The following is a 21278-nucleotide window of genomic DNA, read 5'->3' on the forward strand; positions in this document are numbered from 1 at the left end:
GACCAGTGGTGAGGGAGGAACCCGCAGGGTCAGGTCACCTGATCATCACGGGGCTACCTACGCCTGTGCCGGCAGGGCGGGCAACGCCTTGGGCAGCCAGGCCGGGCGGCGGGCCTCGAAGGCCTCGATGTCGGCCAGGTGCCGCTCGGTGAGCCCGACGTCGTCGAGGCCCTCCAGCAGCCGCCACCGGGTGTAGTCGTCGGCCTCGAACGGCACGCTCTGCCCGCCGTAGGTGATCTGCTTCTCCTGCAGGTCGACGGTCACCTGCGTGGTGGGGTCGGCCTCCACGGCCGCCCACAGCGCCTCGACCTCGGTCTGCGGCAGGACGACGGTGAGCAGCCCGGACTTGGTCGAGTTGTTCTTGAAGATGTCGGCGAACCGCGAGCTGATGACCACGCGGAACCCGCCGTCGAGCAGCGCCCAGCAGGCGTGCTCGCGGGAGGAGCCGGTGCCGAAGTCGGGACCGGCCACGAGGATCGACGCGTCGGCGTACTGCGGCTGGTTGAGCACGAAGTCCGGCTCGTTCCTGCGCCAGGCGACGAACAGGCCGTCCTCGAACCCGGTGCGGGTGATCCGCTTCAGGTACTCCGCGGGGATGATCTGGTCGGTGTCGACGGCGCTGCGGCGCAGCGGGGCCGCGGTGCCGGTGTGCGTGGTGAAGGCGTCCATGGCGATCAGGGCTCCAGTACGGGTCAGACGGCGGCCGGGACGGGGGCGTCGGCCAGGTCGGCGGGAGCGGTGAGCCGCCCGGTCAGCGCGGTGGCCGCGGCGACCGACGGCGACACCAGGTGGGTGCGCCCGCCCTTGCCCTGCCGGCCCTGGAAGTTGCGGTTGCTGGTCGAGGCCGACCGCTCCCCCGGCTTGAGCTGGTCGGGGTTCATGCCCAGGCACATCGAGCACCCGGCGCCCCGCCACTCGGCACCGGCCTCGGTGAACACCCGGTCCAGCCCCTCCGCCTCGGCCTGCAGCTTGACGCCGACCGACCCGGGGACGACGAGCATGCGGGTGTCCGGGTCGATGTGCTTGCCGCGCAGCAGCTCGGCGGCGATCCGCAGGTCCTCGATCCGGCCGTTGGTGCAGGAGCCGAGGAAGACCGTGTCCACCTCGATCTCGCGCAGCGGCGTGCCGGGCGTCAGGCCCATGTAGGCCAGCGCCTGCTCGGCGGCGCGGCGCTCGCCCTCGTCGGCGATGGCGGCCGGGTCTGGCACCGACTCCGCGATGGGCAGGCCCTGGCCGGGGTTGGTGCCCCAGGTGACGAACGGCGTCAGGGACGCGGCGTCCAGCACGACCTCGGTGTCGAAGACCGCGCCCTCGTCGGTGCGCAGCGTGCGCCAGTACTCGACGGCGGCGTCCCAGTCGGCGCCCTGCGGGGCGTGCGGGCGACCCCGCAGGAACTCGAAGGTGGTCTCGTCCGGCGCGATCAGCCCGGCGCGGGCGCCGGCCTCGATCGACATGTTGCAGATCGTCATCCGGGCCTCCATCGACAGCGCCTCGATGGCGCTGCCGCGGTACTCGATGACGTGGCCGGCGGCACCGTTGGTGCCGATCTGCGCGATGACGGCCAGGATGACGTCCTTCGACGACACGCCCTCGGGCAGCTCGCCGTCGACGGTCACGGCCATCTGCTTGGGCCGGTACTGCGGCAGGGTCTGCGTGGCGAGCACGTGCTCGACCTCGCTGGTGCCGATGCCGAAGGCCAGCGCGCCGAAGGCGCCGTGCGTGGAGGTGTGGCTGTCGCCGCAGACGATGGTCATGCCCGGCTGGGTCAGCCCGAGCTGCGGGCCGATGACGTGCACGATGCCCTGGTCGCGGTCGCCCATGGGGGCCAGCCGGATGCCGAACTCGGCTGCGTTCTTGCGCAGCGCCTCGACCTGGGCGCGACTGACCGGGTCCGCGATGGGCTTGAGGATCTCCAGCGTCGGGACGTTGTGGTCCTCGGTCGCCATCGTGAGCTCGGGGTGGCGCACCGTGCGGCCGGCGGCGCGGAGGCCGTCGAAGGCCTGCGGGCTGGTCACCTCGTGCACCAGGTGCAGGTCGATGTAGAGCAGGTCCGGCTCGCCCGCGGCGCTGCGCACGACGTGGGCGTCGTAGACCTTCTCCGCCAGGGTCTTCGGCACGGCTGGTCCCTCCGGGTCGGGGTCCGCTCCCTCGCGAGGACCGGGCTGGTCATCTCACGCTGTGGGATGCGAGTATTGCTGTGTGGGACAGCCTAACCCCGTCGCCGTGTTGGACAAAGCGGTGGCCATCCTCCGCGCCGTCGCCGCCGAGCCCGCGACCCTCGCCGAGCTCGTGGAGCGCACCGGGCTGCCCCGGGCGACCGCGCACCGGCTGGCCGTGGCCCTCGAGGGACACCGCCTGGTCCGGCGCACCCCGGTCGGCGCGTGGGCGCCCGGCCCGGCGCTGGCCGAGCTGGGCCGCGGGGTCGCCGACCTCGCCGAGCTGGCCGGCCGGCACCTGGTCACCCTGCGCGACACCAGCGGGGAGAGCGCCCAGTTCTACGTCCGGGACGGCGCCAGCCGGGTGTGCGTGGCCGCCGCCGAGCGGGCGCACGGGCTGCGCGACACCGTGCCGGTCGGCGCGCGGCTGCCGCTGACCGCGGGCTCGGCGGCCCACGCGCTGCTGGCCTTCGCCCCCGCCGACGAGGTCACGCCGCTGCTGCCCAGCGCCAGCTTCACGGCCCGCACGCTGCTCGACGTCCGCCGCCGGGGCTGGGCGCACAGCGTCGCCGAGCGCGAGCCGGGGGTGGCGTCGCTGTCGGCGCCGGTCCGCGACGCGGCCGGGGCGGTGCTGGGGGCGGTCTCCATCTCCGGGCCCGTCGAGCGGCTGGGCCGCCGTCCCGCCCCCGAGGTGGTGGGCGCGGTGCTCGAGGCCGCGGGCGCGATCTCCCGCGCCGTCCGCTGAAGAAGGACCCGCTCCCCCACACCTCCCTCCCTCCCTCCTTCCCTCCCTCCCTCCCTCGTTGATCATGGGCTTGGTGCATGACCCCGCGGAGTGTCGTCGTGTGTCGCCTGCGACAACCCCATGATCAACTCGACGGGAAGGCGTGGAACCCGGCCACGCTCGCCTGGCCGCTGGCCGCTCACCGACTGACCGCCCGGGCAGTTCCCCTCGGGGGCCACCAGGCGAACACTCTGCCCATGACCGCCACCCAGTCCACGCACCGCGGCCGCGCCCGGATCGCCGAGCCCGGCGAGGGCATCGGCCTCGACGAGCTGGCGCTGGCCACCCGCAACCACGGGATGCCGCTGGAGGCGCTGCGCTACGACGTCACCCCGCCGGGGCTGCACTACGTGCTCACCCACTACGACATCCCCGCCGTCGACCCGGCGACCTGGTCGCTGGAGGTCGGCGGGGCGGTCGCCCGCCCGCTGCGGCTCACCCTCGACGCCCTGCGCAGCCGCCCGGCCGTCACCTCACGGGTGCTGCTCGAGTGCGCCGGCAACGGCCGCGCCCGCTACGAGCCCCGGCCGGTGAGCCAGCCCTGGCTGCTCGAGGCCGTCGGCACCGCCGAGTGGACCGGCACCCCGCTGGCCCCGCTGCTGGAGGAGGCCGGTCCGGCCGACGCGGCGGTCGACGTCGCCTTCACCGGCGCCGACCACGGTGTGGAGCGCGGCGTCGAGCAGGACTACGCACGGGGCCTGCCGCTGGCCGAGGCGGTGCGCCCGGAGGTCATGCTGGTCTGGGGGATGAACGGGATGCCGCTACCGCCCCAGCACGGCGCTCCGCTGCGGCTGCTGGTGCCCGGCTGGTACGGCATGGCGCACGTCAAGTGGCTCACCCGCATCGAGGTGCTCGACCATCCCTTCGACGGCTACCAGAACACCACCGCCTACCGGCTCAAGGTCGACTCCGCCGACGCCGGCGAGCCGGTGACCCGCATCGCGCCCCGGGCGCTGCTCACCCCGCCCGGCTGGCCGGACTTCATGACCCGCGAACGCTTCCTGCGCCCGGGGCCGGTGACGCTGACCGGGCGGGCCTGGTCCGGCCGGGCGCCGATCCAGGGCGTCGAGGTCAGCACGGACGGCGGGGCCACCTGGTCCCCCGCCGAGGTCGCCCCGGCCGACCCGGCGCACCCGTGGGCCTGGCGGGCCTGGACGTTCCCCTGGACGGCGGAGCCGGGCAGCTGGGAGCTGGTCGCCCGCGCGACCGACGCCGAGGGCAGCCAGCCCACCGAGCAGGTGTGGAACCGGCAGGGCATGGCGAACAACCTGGTGCAGCGGGTGCCGGTGACCGTCCTCGAGTGATGTGCGTCAGGCGAGGCGCCGGGCGCCTGCCGAGGGCACGACCGCGAAGGCCCGCGGAGCGGGGAACCCCTGTTGCGCGAAGCGGTCGGTGATCGCCCGCGCGACGGTCTCGGTGCGGCCGGCGTCGACCAGCACCACGGCACTCCCACCGAAGCCGCCGCCCACCATGCGGGCGCCGGCGGCGCCGGCCTCCAGCGCGGTGGCCACGGCGGTGTCGAGCTCCACGGTGGAGATCTCGAAGTCGTCCCGCAGCGAGGCGTGCCCGGCGGTCAGCACCGGCCCGATCGCCGCCGGGTCCGCGGTCCCGCGCAGGATCCGCACGACCTCCAGCACCCGGGCGTTCTCGGTCACGATGTGCCGGGCGCGGCGCAGCAGCACACTCCCCTCGGGCGTGCCGTCGTCGAGCGGGGTGAGCGCGGCCACGTCCGGGACGTCGCGCAGCGCGCGCACCCCGAGCCGCTCGGTGGCCTGCTCGCACTCGCGGCGCCGATCGCCGTAGCCGCCGGTGGCGTGGTCGTGCGTCGTCCCCGTGTCGACGACGAGCAGCTCCAGGCCGGCCGCCCGCAGGTCCAGCGGCACCTGCTCGGAGCCGCGGTCGCGGGTGTCGAGGAACAGCGCGTGGCCGGCGGTGCACAGCAGCGACGCGGACTGGTCCAGGATGCCGGTGGGCGCGCCGACGAAGTCGTTCTCCGCCCGGCGGGCGACGTCGACCAGGTCGGCGACGGCGAGCTCGGGGGCGGCCAGGTCGCGCAGCGCCAGCGCCACTGAGCAGGACAGCGCGGCCGATGAGGACAGGCCCATGCCCGCCGGGACGTCGCCGTCGACCAGCACGCTCACCCCGCCGGGCACGCGGTCGCGCAGCGCGTCGACGACGCCGGCCGGGTAGCCGGCCCAGCCGTCCGGGCGCCCCGGCGCGAGCTCGGTGACCGGCACCTCCACCCGGTCGCCGGGGTGCTGCGCGGAGACCAGTGCGACCAGCCCGTCGTCCCGGCGGGCGACCGCGGCGCGCGTGGTGTGCGGCAGCGCGACCGGCAGCACGAAGCCCTCGTTGTAGTCGGTGTGCTCGCCGATCACGTTCACCCGGCCGGGCGCGGCCCAGATCCCCTCCGGCTGCCCGCCGAAGGCCTCCGCGAAGGCCTGGCGGGCCCGGTCGGCCGCGCTCGACGCAGGTTGTCCGTGGTCCGGCTCCGCGGCTCGCTCCGCTCCTCGGTCTGTCACCCGGGTCGCCTCCGCGTTCGCTCCGCTCCTCGCTCGCTGGCGCTCACTGCGATGCTCACTCACCGTCGGCTCCCGGGGCATCTCCCTACGATGCTCACTCGCCTGTCGCTTTCACGTTCCGCAACTGCTCTGCGACGTCCTCGGGGGTCGTGTCGCTGATGAAGGCACCCATGCCGGACTCCGAGCCGGCCAGGTACTTCAGCTTTCCCGGCGCCCGGCGCAGCGAGAACAGCTGCAGGTGCAGCCACCAGTCCTCGCGCCCGCGGGTGACCGGCGCCTGGTTCCAGGAGGCGATGTAGGGCATCGGGGTGTCAAAGCGGCGGGCGAAGCGGCCCAGCACGTCGAGGTAGACCCCGGCCAGCGCGTCGCGCTCCGCAGCCGTGAGCGCGGGCAGGTCGGGCACCCGGCGGTGCGGGAAGACCTGCAGCTCGTAGGGCCAGCGCGCGGCGGCCGGCACGAACGCCGTCCAGTGCTCGTTGGCGGCGACCACCCGCGGCCCGGCGCGCTCGGCGGACACCACGTCGGCGAACAGGTCGCCGCCGGCCTCGCGCCGGTGCCGCTCGACCGAGGCCAGCACCTTCTCCACCCGCGGCGTGACGAACGGGTACGCGTAGATCTGCCCGTGCGGGTGGGAGAGCGTCACCCCGATCTCCTCGCCGGAGTTCTCGAAGACGTAGACCTGCTCGACCCCCTCGATCGCCGACAGCTCCGCGGTGCGCTCGGCCCACACGTCGACCACCAGCCGGGCGCGGTCGGCGCCGAGCGTGGCGAAGGACCGGTCGTGCTCGCTGGTGAAGACGACGACCTCGCAGCGGCCGAAGCCGGGCCGCAGCTCGGTCAGCGGGGCCCCGGGCGCGGCCGGCGGGACGTCGCGCTCGACGGCCGTGGCCAGCGAGGGGAAGCGGTTCTCGAAGACGACCACCTGGTAGTCGGCCTCGGGCACCTCGGTGGGCTCGCGGCCGGGCCGGGTCGGGCACAGCGGGCAGAGGTCCGCCGGCGGCAGGAAGGTCCGCGTCTGCCGGTGGGAGGCCAGGACCACCCACTCGCCGAGCAGCGGGTCCCACCGCAGCTGCGACCGGGTGCTGACGGGAGGCAGGTCGCGGGGGTCCTCGGCGTCCCGCGGCGGCGCGGTGTCCCCGGCGTCGAAGTAGAGGATCTCGCGGCCGTCGGCCAGCCGACGACTCGTCCGGATCACTGGTGCGCCCCGCCTTCCCGCCGCTCATCACGGTGCGTGAGCGGCGTCCCGACGCTAGACCCGCCCCATCGACGAGGCCACTCCGGTGGGCCTCGGGACGACGAGAGCCCCCGGTCGGGTGACCGGGGGCTCTCGCTCGCTGTAGCCCCGAAGGGATTCGAACCCTCGCTACCGCCGTGAGAGGGCGGCGTCCTGGGCCGCTAGACGACGGGGCCGTGCACGTCCATGCTGCCACGCGCCGGGCCGGCCCCGGACACCGGGGGCAACCCGGAGACGACGAGAGCCCCCGGTCGGGTGACCGGGGGCTCTCGCTCGCTGTAGCCCCGAAGGGATTCGAACCCTCGCTACCGCCGTGAGAGGGCGGCGTCCTGGGCCGCTAGACGACGGGGCCGTGCGGTGGTGCTGAGGAACTGTGTCTCCAGGCAGACAGCTTCCTCGCTGGGGTACCAGGACTCGAACCTAGACTAACGGAACCAGAAACCGTCGGGCTGCCAATTACCCCATACCCCAAGGGCCGTGCTGCGCCTCGCGGCGCTGGACAAGACCATACCCGATGACCGGAGGCGGCCAGGACACCCCCCTCGGTGACGGTGGTCGCAGGTCGAACGCGGCACTCAGCACCTCCGGCTGCAGCCGGAGGCGGGAGCGGGCGACCAGGGCGACGTACGCGGCCATGGCGAGCAGGTCGACGAGCACCACGAGGACGCCGGTGCCGGCCGGGACGGACTCGGTGGCCACCCCCTCCCCCAGCCAGCCGGCCAGGAGGAAGACCACGACGTTGTTGGCCGCGTGCAGCACGATCGCCGCCTCGAGCCCTCCGGTCAGCCAGACGACGGCCGAGGCGGCCAGCCCGAACGCGAACCGGTCCAGGAACGTCCAGACGTCGGGCGGCAGGTGGGCGGCCGAGAACAGGGCAGCGGTCAGCACCCCGGCGACCACGGCACCCGCCTGCGGCCGGCCCACCCACGCGGCGATCGCCTGGCTCAGGTAGCCGCGGAACAAGTACTCCTCCGCGGCCGACTGCAGCGGCGTGGTCAGCAGCACGACGAGCAGCAGCCACCCGAAGCCGGCCACCGGGCCGGTGGCCTCCCAGTCCCCGGCGAGGAAGCCCAGCAGGACGCTGAGCAGGAGGCCGAGCACGAGCGTGGGCAGCGACAGCAGCGTGAACGGCAGCAGCAGCCGCCAGCGCAGCCGGGCGACCACCGACGACGACCAGCCGGGGCGCATGCCGTGGGCGGCGACCCAGGCCAGCCACACGCAGGGGATCGCGACGATCAGCGAGAGGTTGGTGAGCAGCAGCAGGGTGGGGTCGGTGAGGTCGGTCGGGTCGATCGCGGTGGGGTCGGGGAAGGCCCCGACGGCGAACCCGGCCAGGATCACCACCAGGGTCGCGACGAGGTAGACGGCCGTGAACAGCAGCAGGCCCAGCAGCGGCCGCCACCAGCGCCAGCTGCGGCTGCGCATGGCCTGCAGGAACTCGACCGGCGTGTCGTGCGGGGGGGTGCCCGGCGCCGGCTCCCACCGCATCCCGGGCGGGGGACCCCACGGCGGGGCCGTGTGCGGTCCCGGCTGCAGCGGCACCGGCCCGAGCGGCCACGGGACCGGTCCGGCCACCACTCCCGTGGCGGGCGGCGCGTGCACGCCGCGCAGCGCCCCGGGGACGTACGGCGGCGCACCGTAGGGCCCGGTCGGCGGCGGCCCCCGGTAGGGCTCCTCGTCCGCCGCGGGCCAGCCCGGCGGGACCGCTGCGCTCACCGGGTCACCCGGGGACGGCGGCCCGGGCCGCGGTGAGGCGGGCCAGGGTGCGCTCCCGGCCGAGCAGCTCGATGGACTCGTACAGCGGCGGCGACACCGTGCGTCCGCTGACCGCGACGCGCACCGGGCCGAACGCCTGGCGTGGCTTGCGGCCCAGTCCCTCGACGAGCGCCTCCTTGAGCGCCGCCTCGATGTCGGCGGTGGTCCAGTCGGGCAGCTCGCGCAGGGCGGTCGCCGCGGCGTCGAGCACCTCCGCCGCCTCCTGGCCGGCCAGCTGCTTGGCCGCGGCCGCCGGGTCGATCTCCACGTCGTCGACGAACAGGAAGCCGAGCAGGCCCACGGCGTCGGAGAGGACGATCATGCGCTCCTGGGCCAGCGGGGCGATGGCGTCGAGGACGCGTCGCTGCTCGGCCGTCGGCGGCTCGCTGACCAGTCCGGCGCGGGCGAGGAACGGCACGACCCGCGCGGTGAACTCCTCCTCCGGCAGCGCGCGCAGGTGACTGGCGTTGATCGCCTCGGCCTTCTTGAGGTCGAAGCGGGCCGGGTTCGCGCTGACCCGCGTGATGTCGAAGGCCTCGACCATCTCGGCCATCGAGAAGACGTCGCGGTCCTCGGCGATCGACCAGCCCAGCAGCGCCAGGTAGTTGGCGAACCCCTGCGGGACGAAGCCGCGCTCGCGGTACACGTCGACGTTGGACTGCGGATCGCGCTTGGACAGCTTCTTGTTGCCCTCGCCGGTCACGTAGGGCAGGTGGCCGAAGCGCGGCGCGCCGGAGGCCACGCCGATGTCGGTCAGCGCGGCGTAGAGCGCCAGCTGCCGTGGCGTGGAGGGCAGCAGGTCCTCGCCGCGCAGGACGTCGGTGATGCCCATCAGGGCGTCGTCCACCGGGTTGACGAACGGGTAGAGCGGCGCCCCGTTGGCCCGGACGATGACGAAGTCGGGCACCGAGCCGGCGGCGAAGCGGATCTCCCCGCGGACCAGGTCGGTCCAGGTGAGGTCCTCGTCCGGCATCCGCAGCCGCAGCACCGGCTCGCGGCCCTCGGCGCGGAGGGCCGCCTTCTGCTCGTCGGTCAGGAAGCGGTCGGCGTTGTCGTAGCCGAGCTTCGGGTCCTGCCCCGCGGCCAGCCGGCGGGCCTCGACCTCCTCGTTGGTGGAGAAGGACTCGTAGGCGTGCCCCGACGCCAGCAGCTCCTGGGCGACCTCGCGGTAGACCTCGTGCCGCTCGGACTGCCGGTAGGGCCCGTGCGGACCGCCGACCTCCGGGCCCTCGTCCCACTCCAGGCCCAGCCAGCGCAGGCTGTCGAGCAGGTGCCGGTAGGACTCCTCGGAGTCGCGGGAGGCGTCGGTGTCCTCGATGCGGAAGACGAACGTGCCGCCGGTGTGGCGGGCGTGCGCCCAGTTGAACAGCGCCGTCCGGAGCAGGCCGACGTGCACCGTGCCCGTCGGCGAGGGGCAGAACCGGGTGCGGGTCGTCGTCGGGGCGGAGGGCGGGAGGCCGGTCGCGGTCACCGCAGGCCGCCCGCGGTGGAGGCGGTGTCGGCGCCGCTGACGCCGTTGACCAGGGACCCCAGGCCCTCGATGGCGCACTCGACCCGCTGGCCGGGCCGGATCGGCCCGACGCCCGCCGGGGTACCGGTGAGCACCACGTCGCCGGGCAGCAGGGTCATCACCTGCGAGATGTAGGAGACCAGCGTCGGGATGCCGAACAGCAGCTGGCTGGTGCGGCCGGACTGGCGCAGCTCGCCGTCCACCGTGCAGGTGACCTCGAGGTCGGCGGGGTCCTTGCCGAGGCCGGCGAGGTCGCTCTCGATCCACGGGCCCAGCGGGCAGAAGGAGTCGAAGCCCTTCGCGCGGGTCCACTGCCCGTCGCCCTTCTGCATGTCCCGCTCGGTGACGTCGTTGGCGATCGTGTAGCCGAACACGCTGCCCAGCGCCTGCTCCGGGGTGACGTGGCGGGCACCGCGGGCGCCGATGACCACGGCCAGCTCGACCTCGTGGTGCACGTTGGTGCTACCCGGCGGGATGCGGATGGCGTCGCCCGGGCCGATGACCGTCGTCGACGGCTTGAGGAACAGCAGCGGCTGTGACGGGGCGTCGCCGGTGCCCATCTCCTCGACGTGCGCCGTGTAGTTCTTGCCGACGGCCACCACCTTGCTCGGCAGGATCGGCGAGAGCAGCCGGACGTCGGCCTGGGCGTAGCGCTGACCGGTGACGGAGATGGTCCCGAACGGGTGGCCCTCGATCTGGGCGACCTGGCCGTCGCCGTCGAGGACACCGAAGGACATGCCCGAGGGCGAGGCGAAGCGGACGATGCGCACGCTCCGAGGCTAGTCGGCGTTCTCCGCGCGACCGTGCCGAGGAGGACCTAGCGTGCCCCCATGGCCTGCCGTTTCCCGGAGCTCGTCGTGGACAGCCGGGACCCGGAGTCGCTGGCGGCCTTCTGGGCGGAGGTCCTCGGGTACGAGGTCCTCGGTCGGGAGGAGGACGGCGGCGTGGAGATCGGCCCCGCGGCCGGCTTCGGCGGCCCGGCGCCGACGATCGTCTCCGCGCCGGTGGCCGAGCCGACACCGGGCAAGGTGCGGCTGCACGTCGACGTCAGTCCCACCGACCGCGACCAGGACGCCGAGCTGGCACGGCTGCTCGCGCTGGGGGCCACCCCTGCGGACGTCGGCCAGTCCGGCGACGAGAGCTTCCACGTGCCGGCCGACCCGGAGGGCAACGAGTTCTGCCTGCTGGGCCGCCGCCTGGACCCACTGTGAACGAGTTCTGACAGAGGAGACCGACATGATCCTGATCGTCATCAAGATGCCCGTCCGCCCCGACCGCATCGACGAGTTCCGGACCCACGCCGACGAGTACGCCCGGGCGGTGAACGCCGAGGAGGGCAGCCTGTTCTTCGAGTGGTCGCGCAGCGTCGAGGACCCCAACACCTTCGTCTGCATCGAGGGCTTCCGGGACTCCGAGGCCGGCGCCTCGCACGTGGCCACCCCGCACGCCAAGGCCGCCTTCGACTGGATGTCCGACCTGGTCGCCGAGCAGCCGCAGATCATCTACATCGACGCCCCGGAGGTCAGCGGCTTCGGCCCCATGGGTGAGGTCAAGCCCCGGAGCTGACCCACGCCGTTGCGCGGAGGGTGACCCGTCCCGGTCTCGGATGCGTCGTTCCCCGCGCAACCGGCGGAACACCTGCGAGAGTGATCACGTGACCCGCGCTCTCGCGGTGCTGACGTGCCTCGCGCTGCTGACCGTCGTCGTGGAGGCGACCGACGACCCGCACCCGCTGCTCGCGGTCGCCCTCGGCACGACGTATGCGGCGCACGCGCTCGTCGCGCTCCCCTGGCTGGCCGGTCAGCCGGCGCCGCGCCGGTACTGGCTGACCGCCGGCCACGTCTGCCTGCAGCTGCCGCTCGGCGTGCTGCTGTTCTGGGCGGCGCACGCCGGTGTCGGGGCGACGCTGCTGCTGCTCGTGCTCGTCGCGCAGAGCGTGCTGCTCCTGCCGCTGCCCGCCGCCGCCGCCGTCACCGCCCTGGTCCCGCTGTTGCACCTGGGTATGGGGTGGGCGGACTTCGCGCGCAACGGCCTGGGGCTGCTCGGCGCCGCGGTGTTCACCGCGGTCGTCACCGCGCTGCTGCAGCGCGAGCAGCGGGCCCGGGTCGAGCTGGCCGAGGCCAACGAGCAGCTGCGCGGGTACGCCGCCCAGGCCGAGGAGCTGGCGACCACGCGGGAGCGCAACCGGCTGGCGCGCGACATCCACGACGGCCTCGGTCACCACCTGACGGTCGTGCAGATGCAGGTGCAGGCCGCCCGCGCGCAGCTGTCGTCCGACCCCGAGCGCGCCGACGCCGTCCTGGCCAAGGCACAGCAGCAGGCCAGCGACGCGCTGGCCGAGGTGCGGCGGTCGGTGGCCGCGCTGCGCGGACCCCGGACCGCGCCGCCGCTGCGCGTCGCGCTCGAGGCCCTCACCGCGGAGTTCTCCGCGGCCGGCGTCCCGGCGCCGCTGGAGGTCGTCGGGACCGAGCGGCCGCTGCCCGCCGAGGCCGAGGAGTCCCTCTTCCGGTCGGCGCAGGAGGGGTTGACCAACGTCGGCAAGCACGCGACGGCCAGCTCCGCGCGGGTGACCCTGACCTACGGCGACGACGGGACGGTGCGGCTGCGGGTGCGGGACGACGGCCGCGGCCTGCCGGCCGGTGGGCACGGCCCGTACCCGGGCGGCTTCGGCCTGGTCGGGCTGCAGGAGCGGGCGGCGCGCGCCGGCGGGCAGCTGAGCGTGGCGTCGGTTCCGGGCGGGGGCACCGAGCTGCTGGTCGAGGTGCCGGGGTGAGCGCCGTCCGGGTGCTGCTGGTCGACGACCAGGCGCTGTTCCGCGAGGCGCTGGGGACGCTGCTGGACGCCCGGCCGGAGGTCGAGGTGGTCGGCGAGGCCGGCGACGGGCACCAGGCGCTGGAGCGGGCGGCCGCGCTGGCGCCCGACGTCGTCCTCATGGACCTGCACATGCCGGTGCTCGACGGGATCGCCGCGACCCGGCGGCTCAGGGTCGAGCAGCCCGGTGTGCGGGTGCTGGCGCTGACGACCTTCGACGACGACGAGGACGTCTTCGCCGCGCTGCGAGCAGGCGCGCTGGGCTACCTGCTCAAGGACGTCTCCGCCGACCGCCTGGTCGAGGCGGTGCAGGCCGCCGCGCGCGGTGAGTCGGTGCTCCAGCCGTCGGTCGCCGCCAAGGTGGTGGCCCGCTTCGCCCAGCTGGACGACGCCCCGCGGTCCCGGCCGCAGCCGCTGGTCGTGCCGCTGTCCGACCGCGAGCTCGACGTCCTCCGGCTGCTCGCCGACGGGCGCAGCAACCGGGAGATCGCGACGGCACTGTTTCTGGCCGAGGGCACGGTCAAGAACCACGTGACGAACGTGCTGGGCAAGCTGGGCGCCCGGGACCGCACCCAGGCGGCGCTGCGCGCCCGGGCCCTCGACCTGCTCTGAGGGGTCATGCCGAGAGGTGACCGGCGACCGTGACCTCCGACACCTGGCAGGGACGGCGCGGCGTCCGACCCTCTGTCGCATGACGACGCAGACCCCTCCCCAGCACACGCACAGCCGCGGCCGGCGCACCTGGCACCTCGTCCGCCACTACCTCGAGATGGTCGTCGCGATGGTGGTCGGGATGGTGGTCCTGGGTCCGCTGGAGGCCCTGCTCTGGCCCGGCGTGGACGACCGGGTCGACGTGCACGCCGTGGTCATGGCCACCAACATGGCCGTCGCGATGGCCGCCTGGATGCGCTTCCGCGGTCACTCGTGGCCGGCGATCGTGGAGATGTCCGCGGCGATGTACGTGCCGTTCGCCGTCCTGCTGGTGCCCTACTGGGCGGGCGCGGTGTCCGGCTCGTTCCTGTTCACCGCCGGGCACGTGCTGATGCTCCCCGCCATGGCGCTGGCGATGTGGTGGCGCCTGGACGAGTACGCCGGTTGCTGACCGAGCGCCGTTGCGCGGAGAGGGGACGTGTCCGGGGCCCCGGACACGTCCCCCTCCGCGCAACAGCCGGTCACGAGCCCGACCGGCTCCGACTACCGGTTGCGGACGGCGTAGGTGAGCGCGTCGACCAGGGCGTGCCAGGAGGCCTCGACGATGTTGTCGTGGACGCCGACGGTGGTCCACTCCCCCACCCCGTCGGTGCTGTCGATGAGCACCCGGGTCGTGGCGCCGGAGCCGCCCTTCCAGCCCAGGATGCGCACCTTGTAGTCGGCCAGCGAGACGTCGGCCAGCTGCGGGTACCGGCTGACCAGCGCCTGGCGCAGCGCGTTGTCCAGGGCGTTGACCGGGCCGTTGCCCTCGCCGGTCGAGATGATCCGCTCGCCGTCGACGTGCACCTTCACGGTGGCCTCGCTGACCACGTCGCCGTTGCCCCAGTGCTCGACGGAGGTCCGGTAGCTCTCCAGCTCGAACAGCGGCGGCGGTGCGTCGGGCAGCTCGGCGCGCAGCAGCAGCTCGAAGGAGGCGTCGGCGGCCTCGAACGACCAGCCGTCGGCCTCCAGCACCTTGACCCGGTCGACCACCCGGCCGATGACGTCGGCGTGCCCGTCGAGGTCGACGCCGAGCTCGCGGCCCTTGAGCTCCACCGACGCCCGGCCGGCCATCTCGGTGACGAGGATGCGCATGTCGTTGCCCACGACCGCCGGGTCGAGGTGGTTGTAGAGCTCCGGGCTGACCTTGATGGCGCTGGCGTGCAGCCCGGCCTTGTGCGCGAACGCGGACGCCCCGACGAACGGCTGGTGGTCGTCCGGCGCGATGTTGGCCAGCTCCGCGATGGCGTGGCTGACCCGCTGCAGCTCGGGCAGGCACTCGGCCGGCACGACCGGCAGATCCATCTTCGTGACCAGGTTGCCGATCAGGGAGAAGGTATCGGCGTTGCCGGCGCGCTCGCCGTAGCCGTTCGCCGTCCCCTGCACGTGGGTGACGCCGGCCTCCACGGCGGCCAGCGAGTTGGCGACGGCGCAGCCGGTGTCGTCCTGGCAGTGGATGCCCAGCTTGCCCTCGACCCGCGCGCGCACGTCGGCGACGACCCGGCCCACCCCCATCGGCAGCATGCCGCCGTTGGTGTCGCACAGGACGCCGACCTCGGCGCCGGCGGCGAACGCCGTCCGCAGCACCTCGACGCCGTGGTCGGGGTCGGCGGCGTACCCGTCGAAGAAGTGCTCGCAGTCGACGAAGACCCGCCGGCCGTGGCCGACGAGGAAGGCGACGGTGTCGCGCACCATCGCCAGGTTCTCCTCGAGGGTGGTCCGCAGCGCCTCGCGCACGTGCCGGACGTCGGACTTGGCGACCAGGCAGACCACCGGTGTCTCCGCGTCGAGCAGCGCGCGCACCTGCGGGTCGTCCTCGACCCGGACGCCGGCCTTGCGGGTCGAACCGAACGCGACCAGCTGGGCGTGCCGGAGCTTGAGCTCGGTGCGGGCGCGGGCGAAGAACTCGGTGTCCTTGGGCAGCGCGCCCGGCCAGCCGCCCTCGATGAAGCCGACGCCGATCTCGTCGAGCAGCCGGGCGACGGCCAGCTTGTCGGCGACGGAGTAGCTCACGCCCTCGCGCTGGGCGCCGTCGCGCAGCGTGGTGTCGAAGACGTGGAAGTCGGTGCTGGTCGGCACGGTGTCCTCCAGGGGGACGGCGGAACTGCCCCAGACACGAGAAAGACCCCCCGGGAACGGGAGGTCTGCGCGCGGTCCGGGGAGTGGACTGCGCGCTAGGCGATGATGATCGTGCGGGTGGGCGACATCGCCCTCCAGTGAAGCACGCGCCCCGCCGTCCCCGGCAGGCGCGTACACGGCGGGACGGCGGGCGGCCACCGGTCAGGAGTCCGCAGGCCCCGTACAGGGACCCAGCCCGAACCCGGTGAGGTGATGGAACGGCCCCCGCCCTGAGCCCGCGAAGGGTGGGGGGACGAGCGGCCACCCTTCAGGGGCCCGCGCCGAGCCCGGTGAGGTGATGGAGCGGCCCCCGTCCAGGGGCCCGCCCTGAGCTTGTGAAGGGTGGGGAGGACGGGCGGCCACCCTTCAGGGGCCCGCGCCGAGCCTGCGAGGCGCGGGGGGAAGGGTGGTCCTTTTTCAGCCGCCGGTGAGCGCGGCGAGCCGGTCGCCGACGTCCTCGGTGCGGACCTGGGCCTCCGGGTCGCGGGTGGAGAGGTCGAAGGCCACCGCGGCGTTGACCTTGCGGGCCTGGTCGGCGCGGCCGAGGTGATCGAGCAGCAGCCCCACTGACAGCACCGTGGCCGTCGGGTCGGCGACGCCCTTCCCGGCGATGTCCGGCGCCGAGCCGTGCACCGGCTCGAACATGCTCGGGTTCGTGCCCGAGGCGTCGAGGTTGCCGCTGGCGGCCAGCCCGATGCCGCCGGTGACGGCCGCGGCCAGGTCGGTGACGATGTCGCCGAAGAGGTTGTCGGTGACGATGACGTCGAAGCGGCCCGGGTCGGTCACGAAGAACATCGAGGCCGCGTCGACGTGCTGGTAGGCGACGGTGACCTCGGGGAACTCCGCGGAGACCTCCTCGACCGTCCGCGACCACAGCGACCCGGCGTGGGTGAGCACGTTGGTCTTGTGGATCAGCGTCAGGTGCCGGCGCGGCCGGGCCAGGGCCCGCTCGAACGCGTAGCGGACGACCCGCTCGACGCCGAACGCCGTGTTCAGGCTGACCTCGGTGGCCACCTCGTGCGGGGTGTCGCGGCGCAGCACGCCGCCGTTGCCGACGTAGGGCCCTTCGGTGCCCTCGCGCACGCAGAGCATGTCGATGGCGCCGGGGGCGGCCAGCGGGCTGCGGACGCCGTCGAAGAGGCGGGCCGGGCGCAGGTTGACGTGGTGGTCGAGCTCGAAGCGCAGCCGCAGCAGCAGCCCGCGCTCGAGGATGCCCGGCGGGACGCTCGGGTCGCCGATGGCGCCCAGCAGGATCGCGTCGTGCCGGCGCAGCTCGTCGAGCACCGTGTCGGGCAGCAGCTCACCGGTGCGCTGCCACCGCGACGCGCCGAGGTCGTAGGGGGTGCTCTCGACGTCGGGAGCGACCGCGCGGAGGACCTTGAGGCCCTCGGCCACCACCTCCGGGCCGATGCCGTCTCCAGGGATCACTGCCAGGCGCATGGGCACCGACCCTAGGTCAGCGGGGGGTGAGGTCCGCGGAGCGGGCCTCACGCGCGCCGATCCGGCCCGCGATGTCGCCGAGCAGCTCGGCCGGAACCGGGCTGTCGACGGTCACCGCCATGAGCGCCTCGCCACCGCGGGTGGTGCGGCTGACCTGCGCGCCGGCGATGTTGATGCCGGCCTCGCCCAGTGCCGCGCCGACCGTGCCGACGACGCCGGGCCGGTCGGTGTAGACGAAGAAGAGCAGGTAGCCCGCTGCGTCCAGGTCCATGTCGAAGCCGTTGACCTCGACCAGCTTGGGCACCTGGTTCTTGCCGAAGAGGGTGCCCGAGACGGTCACCTCGGTGCCGTCGGACATCGCGCCGCGGACGCGGATCAGGTTGCGGTAGTCGGGGCTCTCCACGTCGGTGGTGAGCGCGACCTCCAGGCCGCGCTGGTCGGCGAACAGCGGGGCGTTGACGTAGGTGACCTGCTCCGCCACGACCTCGGAGAAGACGCCCCTGAGGACGGCGAGCTGCAGGACCGAGTCGTCGAACTCGGCGATCCTGCCGCGGACGTCGACGGTGACCGACTGGGCCAGCCCGCCGGCGACGGCGGTGAACACGCGGCCGAGCTTCTCGGCCAGGGGCAGGCCGGGGCGGACGTCCTCGGCGACGACCCCGCCGGCCTGGACGTTCACCGCATCCGGCACGAACTCGCCCTGCAGCGCCAGCCGCACCGAGTGCGCCACCGCGGTGCCGGCCTTGTCCTGCGCCTCCGTCGTCGAGGCGCCCAGGTGCGGGGTGACGACGGTGTTGGCCAGCCCGAACAGCGGGCTGTCGGTGCACGGCTCCGTGGCGTAGACGTCGATGCCGGCGGCGCCGACCTGGCCCGACGCCAGCGCCTCGGCCAGCGCCGCCTCGTCGACCAGCCCGCCACGGGCGGCGTTGACGATGATCACGCCGCGCTTGGTGGTGGCCAGCTCGGCCACGCCGATGAGGCCCAGGGTCTCCGGCGTCTTGGGCAGGTGGATCGTGATGAAGTCCGCCTCGCGGAGCAGCTCCTCCAGCGACACCATGCGGACGCCGAGCTGCGCGGCCCGGCCCGGCTGGATGTAGGGGTCGTAGGCGATCAGCGTGACGCCGAAGGCGGCCAGCCGCTGGGCGACCAGCTGGCCGATCCGGCCCAGCCCGACCACGCCGACGACCTTGTCGGTCACCTCGACGCCGGTGAACTTCGAGCGCTTCCAGGTGCCCTCGCGCAGCGACGCGTCGGCGGCCGGGATGTGCCGGGCGGCCGCCAGCAGCAGCGCCACCGCGTGCTCGGCCGCGCTGACGATGTTCGACGTCGGCGCGTTGACGACCAGAACGCCGCGCTCGGTGGCCGCGGGCACGTCGACGTTGTCCAGGCCGATGCCGGCCCGGGCGACCACCTTGAGGTTCGGAGCGGCGGCCAGCGCCTCGGCGTCGATCTGCGTGGCGCTGCGGATCATCACCGCGGAAGCGTCGGCCAGCGCCGGCAGCAGGGCGGCGCGGTCGGCGCCGTCGACGTGCCGGATCTCGACGTCGCGCCCCAGTACCTCCAGCACGCTGGGGGCTAGTTCCTCGGCGATCAGGACGACGGGCGCAGTCGTGGTCACGGGAGCACAGCCTAGGGACGACCGCCCGCCGCGGGGCCGACCACCCCGCCCCGTCCCCGGGACCCCCCGCCGGAGGGGTGGGGTCGCTTGCCCGGGTGCGGACGGGCCGACATCCTGGCGCACGACCAGGCCGTCGTCCTGGCCGCGAACGGTCGGCGGATGCCGGCGCTGACGGAGGGGACCATGAGCACCCACGACGACGAGCACGGCTCCGGCACCGACCCGCGGTACCAGCCCCCGCAGCAGTACGGGCAGCCGCCGCAGTACGGGTCGGGCGGGCAGCAGGGGCAGCCGTACGGGGGCCAGCAGTACCAGCCCTCCCCCTACGGCCAGGGCCAGCCGCAGGTCCAGTCCGGGTACCCGCAGTACGGCCAGCCGGGCGGCTACGGCCAGTACCCGCCCCAGGATCAGTACGGGCAGCACGGCGGCCAGTACGGGCAGCTGTACGGGCCGTACGGCCAGACAGCGGTGCCGGCCCGGCCCACGCCGGTGGTGGTGGCCGCGGTGCTCGGCTTCGTCTTCAGCGCGTTCGGCGCGCTGATGACCGTCGGCCTGCTCCTCGGCGGGGCGCTGCTCGGGACCGTCCTCGAGGACGTCGTCGCCAGTGACCCCACCCTGAGCGACGTCGACCCCAGCGAGCTCGGCGAGGTCACCGACTTCGCGTTGCTCTTCGGGATCGGCTTCGGGGTGCTCGCCCTCGTCTGGACGGCGCTCATGATCTGGGGTTCGGTGCGCGCGCTGACCGGGCGCAGCCGCGTGCTGCTGCTGGTGGGCGGGGCGATCGCCGTGGCGGTCACCGGGTTGTTCCTGCTCGCCGTCCTCTCCGAGGTCGCCGCCGGCGAGGTGGGTGGGGGCGAGGTCGTGTTCTCCCTGCTGGTCTTCCTCGCGGCCCTGGCGATCGTCGTGCTGCTCTGCCTGCGGCCGGCCGCGCAGTTCTACGCCGCGCACCGCGCCCGGCGGGCCGCCCGCTGATGCCCGGAGGAGAGCGCCCCGTGTCCGCGACCGGTCGCCCCGGGGCCGGAGTGCCGCAGCGGCCGCCGCACGTCCTCATGGCGGGTGTCGCGGGCTTCGCCGAGGCCACGCTGCTGTTCCTGGTGGCGCTGGTGTCCTTCACGTTCAGCGCCGAGTCGGGCCTGCTGGCGCTGTTCGGCGTCCTGTACCTCGCGCTGACGGCGGCGTGCCTCTGGGGTGCCGTCTGGGTCCTCCGGGGCCGCGGCCGCCGGCCCCTGGTCGCCGCCTCGGTGGTCACTGGGGTCGTCGCCCTGGTCGGCCTCGTCGTCGGCGTCCTGCAGGGTCAGGGCGTGAGCCTCCTGCCCGCGCTGCTCCTGCTGCTCGCCGTCGGCGCCGTGGTGCTGCTGCTGCAGGCGCCGTCCCGCGAGTGGTTCGCCGCGCACCGCGACGGCTGAGTCCCGGGAACGGGAAGGCCCCTGCTGCCGGCCGGCAGCAGGGGCCCCTCGTCCGGCCCCCTGCAGGGTCCCGCCGCGAGCGTGCGAGTGGCGGGGGCCAGGGGGCCTCTCTCAGCCCCGCGCGGCGGTGCCGGTGTAGTCGTCGGACGCCGACACCCAGCTCATCAGGCCGCGCAGCTTGCGCCCGGTCTCCTCGATCGGGTGCGCCTCGGCCTCGGCGCGGCGGCGCTTGAAGTCCGGCGCGCCGGCGTCCTGATCGGCGATGAACTCCGCGGCCCAGGAGCCGTCCTTGATCCGGGCCAGGACGTCCTTCATGGCGTCCTTGACGTGCTGGTCGATGACCTTCGGCCCGGAGGTGTAGTCGCCGTACTCGGCGGTGTCGGAGACCGACCAGCGCTGCTTGGCGATGCCGCCCTCGTACATGAGGTCGACGATCAGCTTCAGCTCGTGCAGGCACTCGAAGTAGGCGATCTCGGGCTGGTAGCCGGCCTCGGTGAGGGTCTCGAACCCGGCGGTGATCAGCGCGCTGGCGCCACCGCACAGCACGGCCTGCTCGCCGAACAGGTCGGTCTCGGTCTCCTCGGCGAAGGTCGTCCTGATGACGCCGGCGCGGGCGCCGCCGATGGCCTTGGCGTAGGACAGCGCCAGCTGCAGCGCCTGCCCGGTGGCGTCCTGCTCGACGGCGACGAGCGCCGGCACGCCCTTGCCGTTCTCGAACTCGCGGCGCACCAGGTGGCCGGGGCCCTTGGGGGCGACCATGGCGACGTCGACGCCGGCCGGGGGCTTGATGTAGCCGAACCGGATGTTGAACCCGTGGGCGAAGAACAGCGCGTCGCCGTCCTGCAGGTTGGGCTCGACCGCCTCCGCGTACAGCCTCCGCTGCACGTGGTCCGGAACGAGGATCATGATCAGGTCGGCCTCGGCGGCCGCCTCGGCCGGCGTCACGACCCGCAGGCCCTCGGCCTCGGCCTTGGCGCGGCTCTTGCTGCCCTCGGGCAGGCCGACGCGGACGTCGACCCCCGAGTCGCGCAGCGACAGGGCGTGCGCGTGCCCCTGGCTGCCGTAGCCCAGGACGGCGACGGTGCGCCCCTGGATGATCGACAGGTCGGCGTCGTCGTCGTAGAAGATCTCGGCGGCCATGCGGTGGTTCGTCCCTTCGGTTCGGTGCGGGGGCGGGGCGGCCCCTCTCCAGAGGCTCGCCCCGAGCTTGCGAGGGGTGAGGGGGAGAGGGGTC

General features: G+C 74.1%; 20 protein-coding genes and 3 tRNA genes. 9 read left to right on the top strand and 14 right to left on the bottom strand.

Going from position 1 to position 21278, the window contains the following annotated elements; all coding sequences use genetic code 11:
* Positions 1–57: 57 nt before the first annotated feature.
* Entirely contained in the window at positions 58–669 is a 612-nt protein-coding gene (leuD, locus tag GOBS_RS19770) for a 3-isopropylmalate dehydratase small subunit (RefSeq protein ID WP_012950042.1), read from the bottom strand.
* Positions 670–692: 23 nt separating this feature from the next.
* Positions 693–2117 carry a 3-isopropylmalate dehydratase large subunit gene (leuC, locus tag GOBS_RS19775; protein WP_012950043.1) on the bottom strand — a complete coding sequence of 475 codons (1425 nt, stop codon included), beginning with the start codon at positions 2115–2117 and terminating at the stop codon, positions 693–695.
* A gap of 106 nt (positions 2118–2223) precedes the next feature.
* On the opposite strand from leuC, the gene GOBS_RS19780 reads away from it, so the two are divergent.
* Positions 2224–2901: an IclR family transcriptional regulator gene (locus tag GOBS_RS19780; protein WP_243697548.1), complete on the top strand. Its 678-nt coding sequence runs from the start codon at positions 2224–2226 to the stop codon at positions 2899–2901.
* Between the two features lie 236 nt (positions 2902–3137).
* A complete protein-coding gene (locus GOBS_RS19785) occupies positions 3138–4244 on the top strand; it encodes a sulfite oxidase (protein WP_041241594.1) in 1107 nt (368 codons plus the stop codon).
* Between the two features lie 6 nt (positions 4245–4250).
* Here GOBS_RS19785 and galK read toward each other — a convergent pair whose 3' ends face one another.
* The 8 genes from galK to GOBS_RS19830 all read right to left on the bottom strand — a co-directional run bounded on the left by galK (position 4251) and on the right by GOBS_RS19830 (position 10731).
* Positions 4251–5462 carry a galactokinase gene (gene galK / locus GOBS_RS19790; protein ID WP_012950046.1) on the bottom strand — a complete coding sequence of 404 codons (1212 nt, stop codon included), beginning with the start codon at positions 5460–5462 and terminating at the stop codon, positions 4251–4253.
* Between the two features lie 94 nt (positions 5463–5556).
* Positions 5557–6657: a galactose-1-phosphate uridylyltransferase gene (gene galT / locus GOBS_RS19795; protein ID WP_012950047.1), complete on the bottom strand. Its 1101-nt coding sequence runs from the start codon at positions 6655–6657 to the stop codon at positions 5557–5559.
* A 142-nt stretch (positions 6658–6799) separates the two neighbouring features.
* A tRNA-Glu gene (locus GOBS_RS19800) sits at positions 6800–6872 on the bottom strand.
* Between the two features lie 103 nt (positions 6873–6975).
* A tRNA-Glu gene (locus GOBS_RS19805) sits at positions 6976–7048 on the bottom strand.
* A 47-nt stretch (positions 7049–7095) separates the two neighbouring features.
* Positions 7096–7167, bottom strand: a tRNA-Gln gene (locus GOBS_RS19810).
* Complete coding sequence (locus GOBS_RS26575) at positions 7153–8412, bottom strand: CPBP family intramembrane glutamic endopeptidase (RefSeq protein ID WP_012950048.1); 1260 nt, start codon at positions 8410–8412, stop codon at positions 7153–7155. Before GOBS_RS26575 ends, GOBS_RS19810 begins: the two co-directional genes overlap by 15 nt.
* A gap of 4 nt (positions 8413–8416) precedes the next feature.
* Positions 8417–9922 carry a glutamate--tRNA ligase gene (gene gltX / locus GOBS_RS19825; protein ID WP_012950049.1) on the bottom strand — a complete coding sequence of 502 codons (1506 nt, stop codon included), beginning with the start codon at positions 9920–9922 and terminating at the stop codon, positions 8417–8419.
* Positions 9919–10731 (bottom strand): fumarylacetoacetate hydrolase family protein, encoded by an 813-nt coding sequence (locus GOBS_RS19830; protein ID WP_012950050.1) that lies wholly within the window; start codon positions 10729–10731, stop codon positions 9919–9921. The genes gltX and GOBS_RS19830 overlap by 4 nt, the downstream gene beginning before the upstream one ends.
* 60 nt (positions 10732–10791) lie before the next feature.
* Here GOBS_RS19830 and GOBS_RS19835 point away from each other — a divergent pair, with 60 nt between their 5' ends.
* From GOBS_RS19835 to GOBS_RS19855, 5 genes are all read left to right on the top strand, one after another.
* A complete protein-coding gene (locus GOBS_RS19835) occupies positions 10792–11172 on the top strand; it encodes a VOC family protein (RefSeq protein ID WP_012950051.1) in 381 nt (126 codons plus the stop codon).
* 25 nt (positions 11173–11197) lie between these two features.
* Positions 11198–11527 (top strand): putative quinol monooxygenase, encoded by a 330-nt coding sequence (locus GOBS_RS19840; protein ID WP_012950052.1) that lies wholly within the window; start codon positions 11198–11200, stop codon positions 11525–11527.
* A gap of 88 nt (positions 11528–11615) precedes the next feature.
* A complete protein-coding gene (locus GOBS_RS19845; protein WP_012950053.1) occupies positions 11616–12734 on the top strand; it encodes a sensor histidine kinase in 1119 nt (372 codons plus the stop codon).
* The gene (locus GOBS_RS19850) at positions 12731–13384 is read left to right on the top strand and encodes a response regulator (protein ID WP_012950054.1); all 654 of its coding nucleotides are present in this window, start codon (positions 12731–12733) and stop codon (positions 13382–13384) included. The genes GOBS_RS19845 and GOBS_RS19850 overlap by 4 nt, the downstream gene beginning before the upstream one ends.
* A gap of 79 nt (positions 13385–13463) precedes the next feature.
* The gene (locus tag GOBS_RS19855; protein WP_012950055.1) at positions 13464–13874 is read left to right on the top strand and encodes a hypothetical protein; all 411 of its coding nucleotides are present in this window, start codon (positions 13464–13466) and stop codon (positions 13872–13874) included.
* 92 nt (positions 13875–13966) lie between these two features.
* Here GOBS_RS19855 and cimA read toward each other — a convergent pair whose 3' ends face one another.
* From cimA to serA, 3 genes are all read right to left on the bottom strand, one after another.
* The gene (cimA, locus tag GOBS_RS19860) at positions 13967–15541 is read right to left on the bottom strand and encodes a citramalate synthase (RefSeq protein WP_012950056.1); all 1575 of its coding nucleotides are present in this window, start codon (positions 15539–15541) and stop codon (positions 13967–13969) included.
* Between the two features lie 456 nt (positions 15542–15997).
* Positions 15998–17020 (bottom strand): 3-isopropylmalate dehydrogenase, encoded by a 1023-nt coding sequence (locus GOBS_RS19865; protein WP_012950057.1) that lies wholly within the window; start codon positions 17018–17020, stop codon positions 15998–16000.
* Between the two features lie 16 nt (positions 17021–17036).
* On the bottom strand, positions 17037–18638 hold the full coding sequence (gene serA / locus GOBS_RS19870; protein WP_012950058.1) for a phosphoglycerate dehydrogenase: 1602 nt from the start codon (positions 18636–18638) through the stop codon (positions 17037–17039).
* 183 nt (positions 18639–18821) lie between these two features.
* On the opposite strand from serA, the gene GOBS_RS25735 reads away from it, so the two are divergent.
* Positions 18822–19610 carry a hypothetical protein gene (locus tag GOBS_RS25735; protein WP_166487469.1) on the top strand — a complete coding sequence of 263 codons (789 nt, stop codon included), beginning with the start codon at positions 18822–18824 and terminating at the stop codon, positions 19608–19610.
* Between the two features lie 20 nt (positions 19611–19630).
* Entirely contained in the window at positions 19631–20044 is a 414-nt protein-coding gene (locus tag GOBS_RS19880) for a hypothetical protein (RefSeq protein WP_012950060.1), read from the top strand.
* 111 nt (positions 20045–20155) lie between these two features.
* Here GOBS_RS19880 and ilvC read toward each other — a convergent pair whose 3' ends face one another.
* Positions 20156–21184: a ketol-acid reductoisomerase gene (gene ilvC, locus GOBS_RS19885; protein ID WP_012950061.1), complete on the bottom strand. Its 1029-nt coding sequence runs from the start codon at positions 21182–21184 to the stop codon at positions 20156–20158.
* Positions 21185–21278: the final 94 nt, after the last annotated feature.

Origin of the sequence: Geodermatophilus obscurus DSM 43160 (assembly GCF_000025345.1) — a bacterium.
GTDB classification, from domain to species: Bacteria; Actinomycetota; Actinomycetes; order Mycobacteriales; family Geodermatophilaceae; genus Geodermatophilus; species Geodermatophilus obscurus.

Excerpts from the sequence above, each read along its gene's own strand:
- GOBS_RS19835 (WP_012950051.1), top strand. The coding sequence starts at position 10,792 with ATGGCCTGCCGTTTCCCGGAGCTCGTCGTGGACAGCCGGGACCCGGAG.
- GOBS_RS19840 (WP_012950052.1), top strand. The coding sequence starts at position 11,198 with ATGATCCTGATCGTCATCAAGATGCCCGTCCGCCCCGACCGCATCGAC.
- GOBS_RS25735 (WP_166487469.1), top strand. The coding sequence starts at position 18,822 with ATGAGCACCCACGACGACGAGCACGGCTCCGGCACCGACCCGCGGTAC.
- GOBS_RS19785 (WP_041241594.1), top strand. The coding sequence starts at position 3,138 with ATGACCGCCACCCAGTCCACGCACCGCGGCCGCGCCCGGATCGCCGAG.
- GOBS_RS19855 (WP_012950055.1), top strand. The coding sequence starts at position 13,464 with ATGACGACGCAGACCCCTCCCCAGCACACGCACAGCCGCGGCCGGCGC.
- leuD (WP_012950042.1), bottom strand. The coding sequence starts at position 669 with ATGGACGCCTTCACCACGCACACCGGCACCGCGGCCCCGCTGCGCCGC.
- GOBS_RS19865 (WP_012950057.1), bottom strand. The coding sequence starts at position 17,020 with ATGCGCCTGGCAGTGATCCCTGGAGACGGCATCGGCCCGGAGGTGGTG.
- ilvC (WP_012950061.1), bottom strand. The coding sequence starts at position 21,184 with ATGGCCGCCGAGATCTTCTACGACGACGACGCCGACCTGTCGATCATC.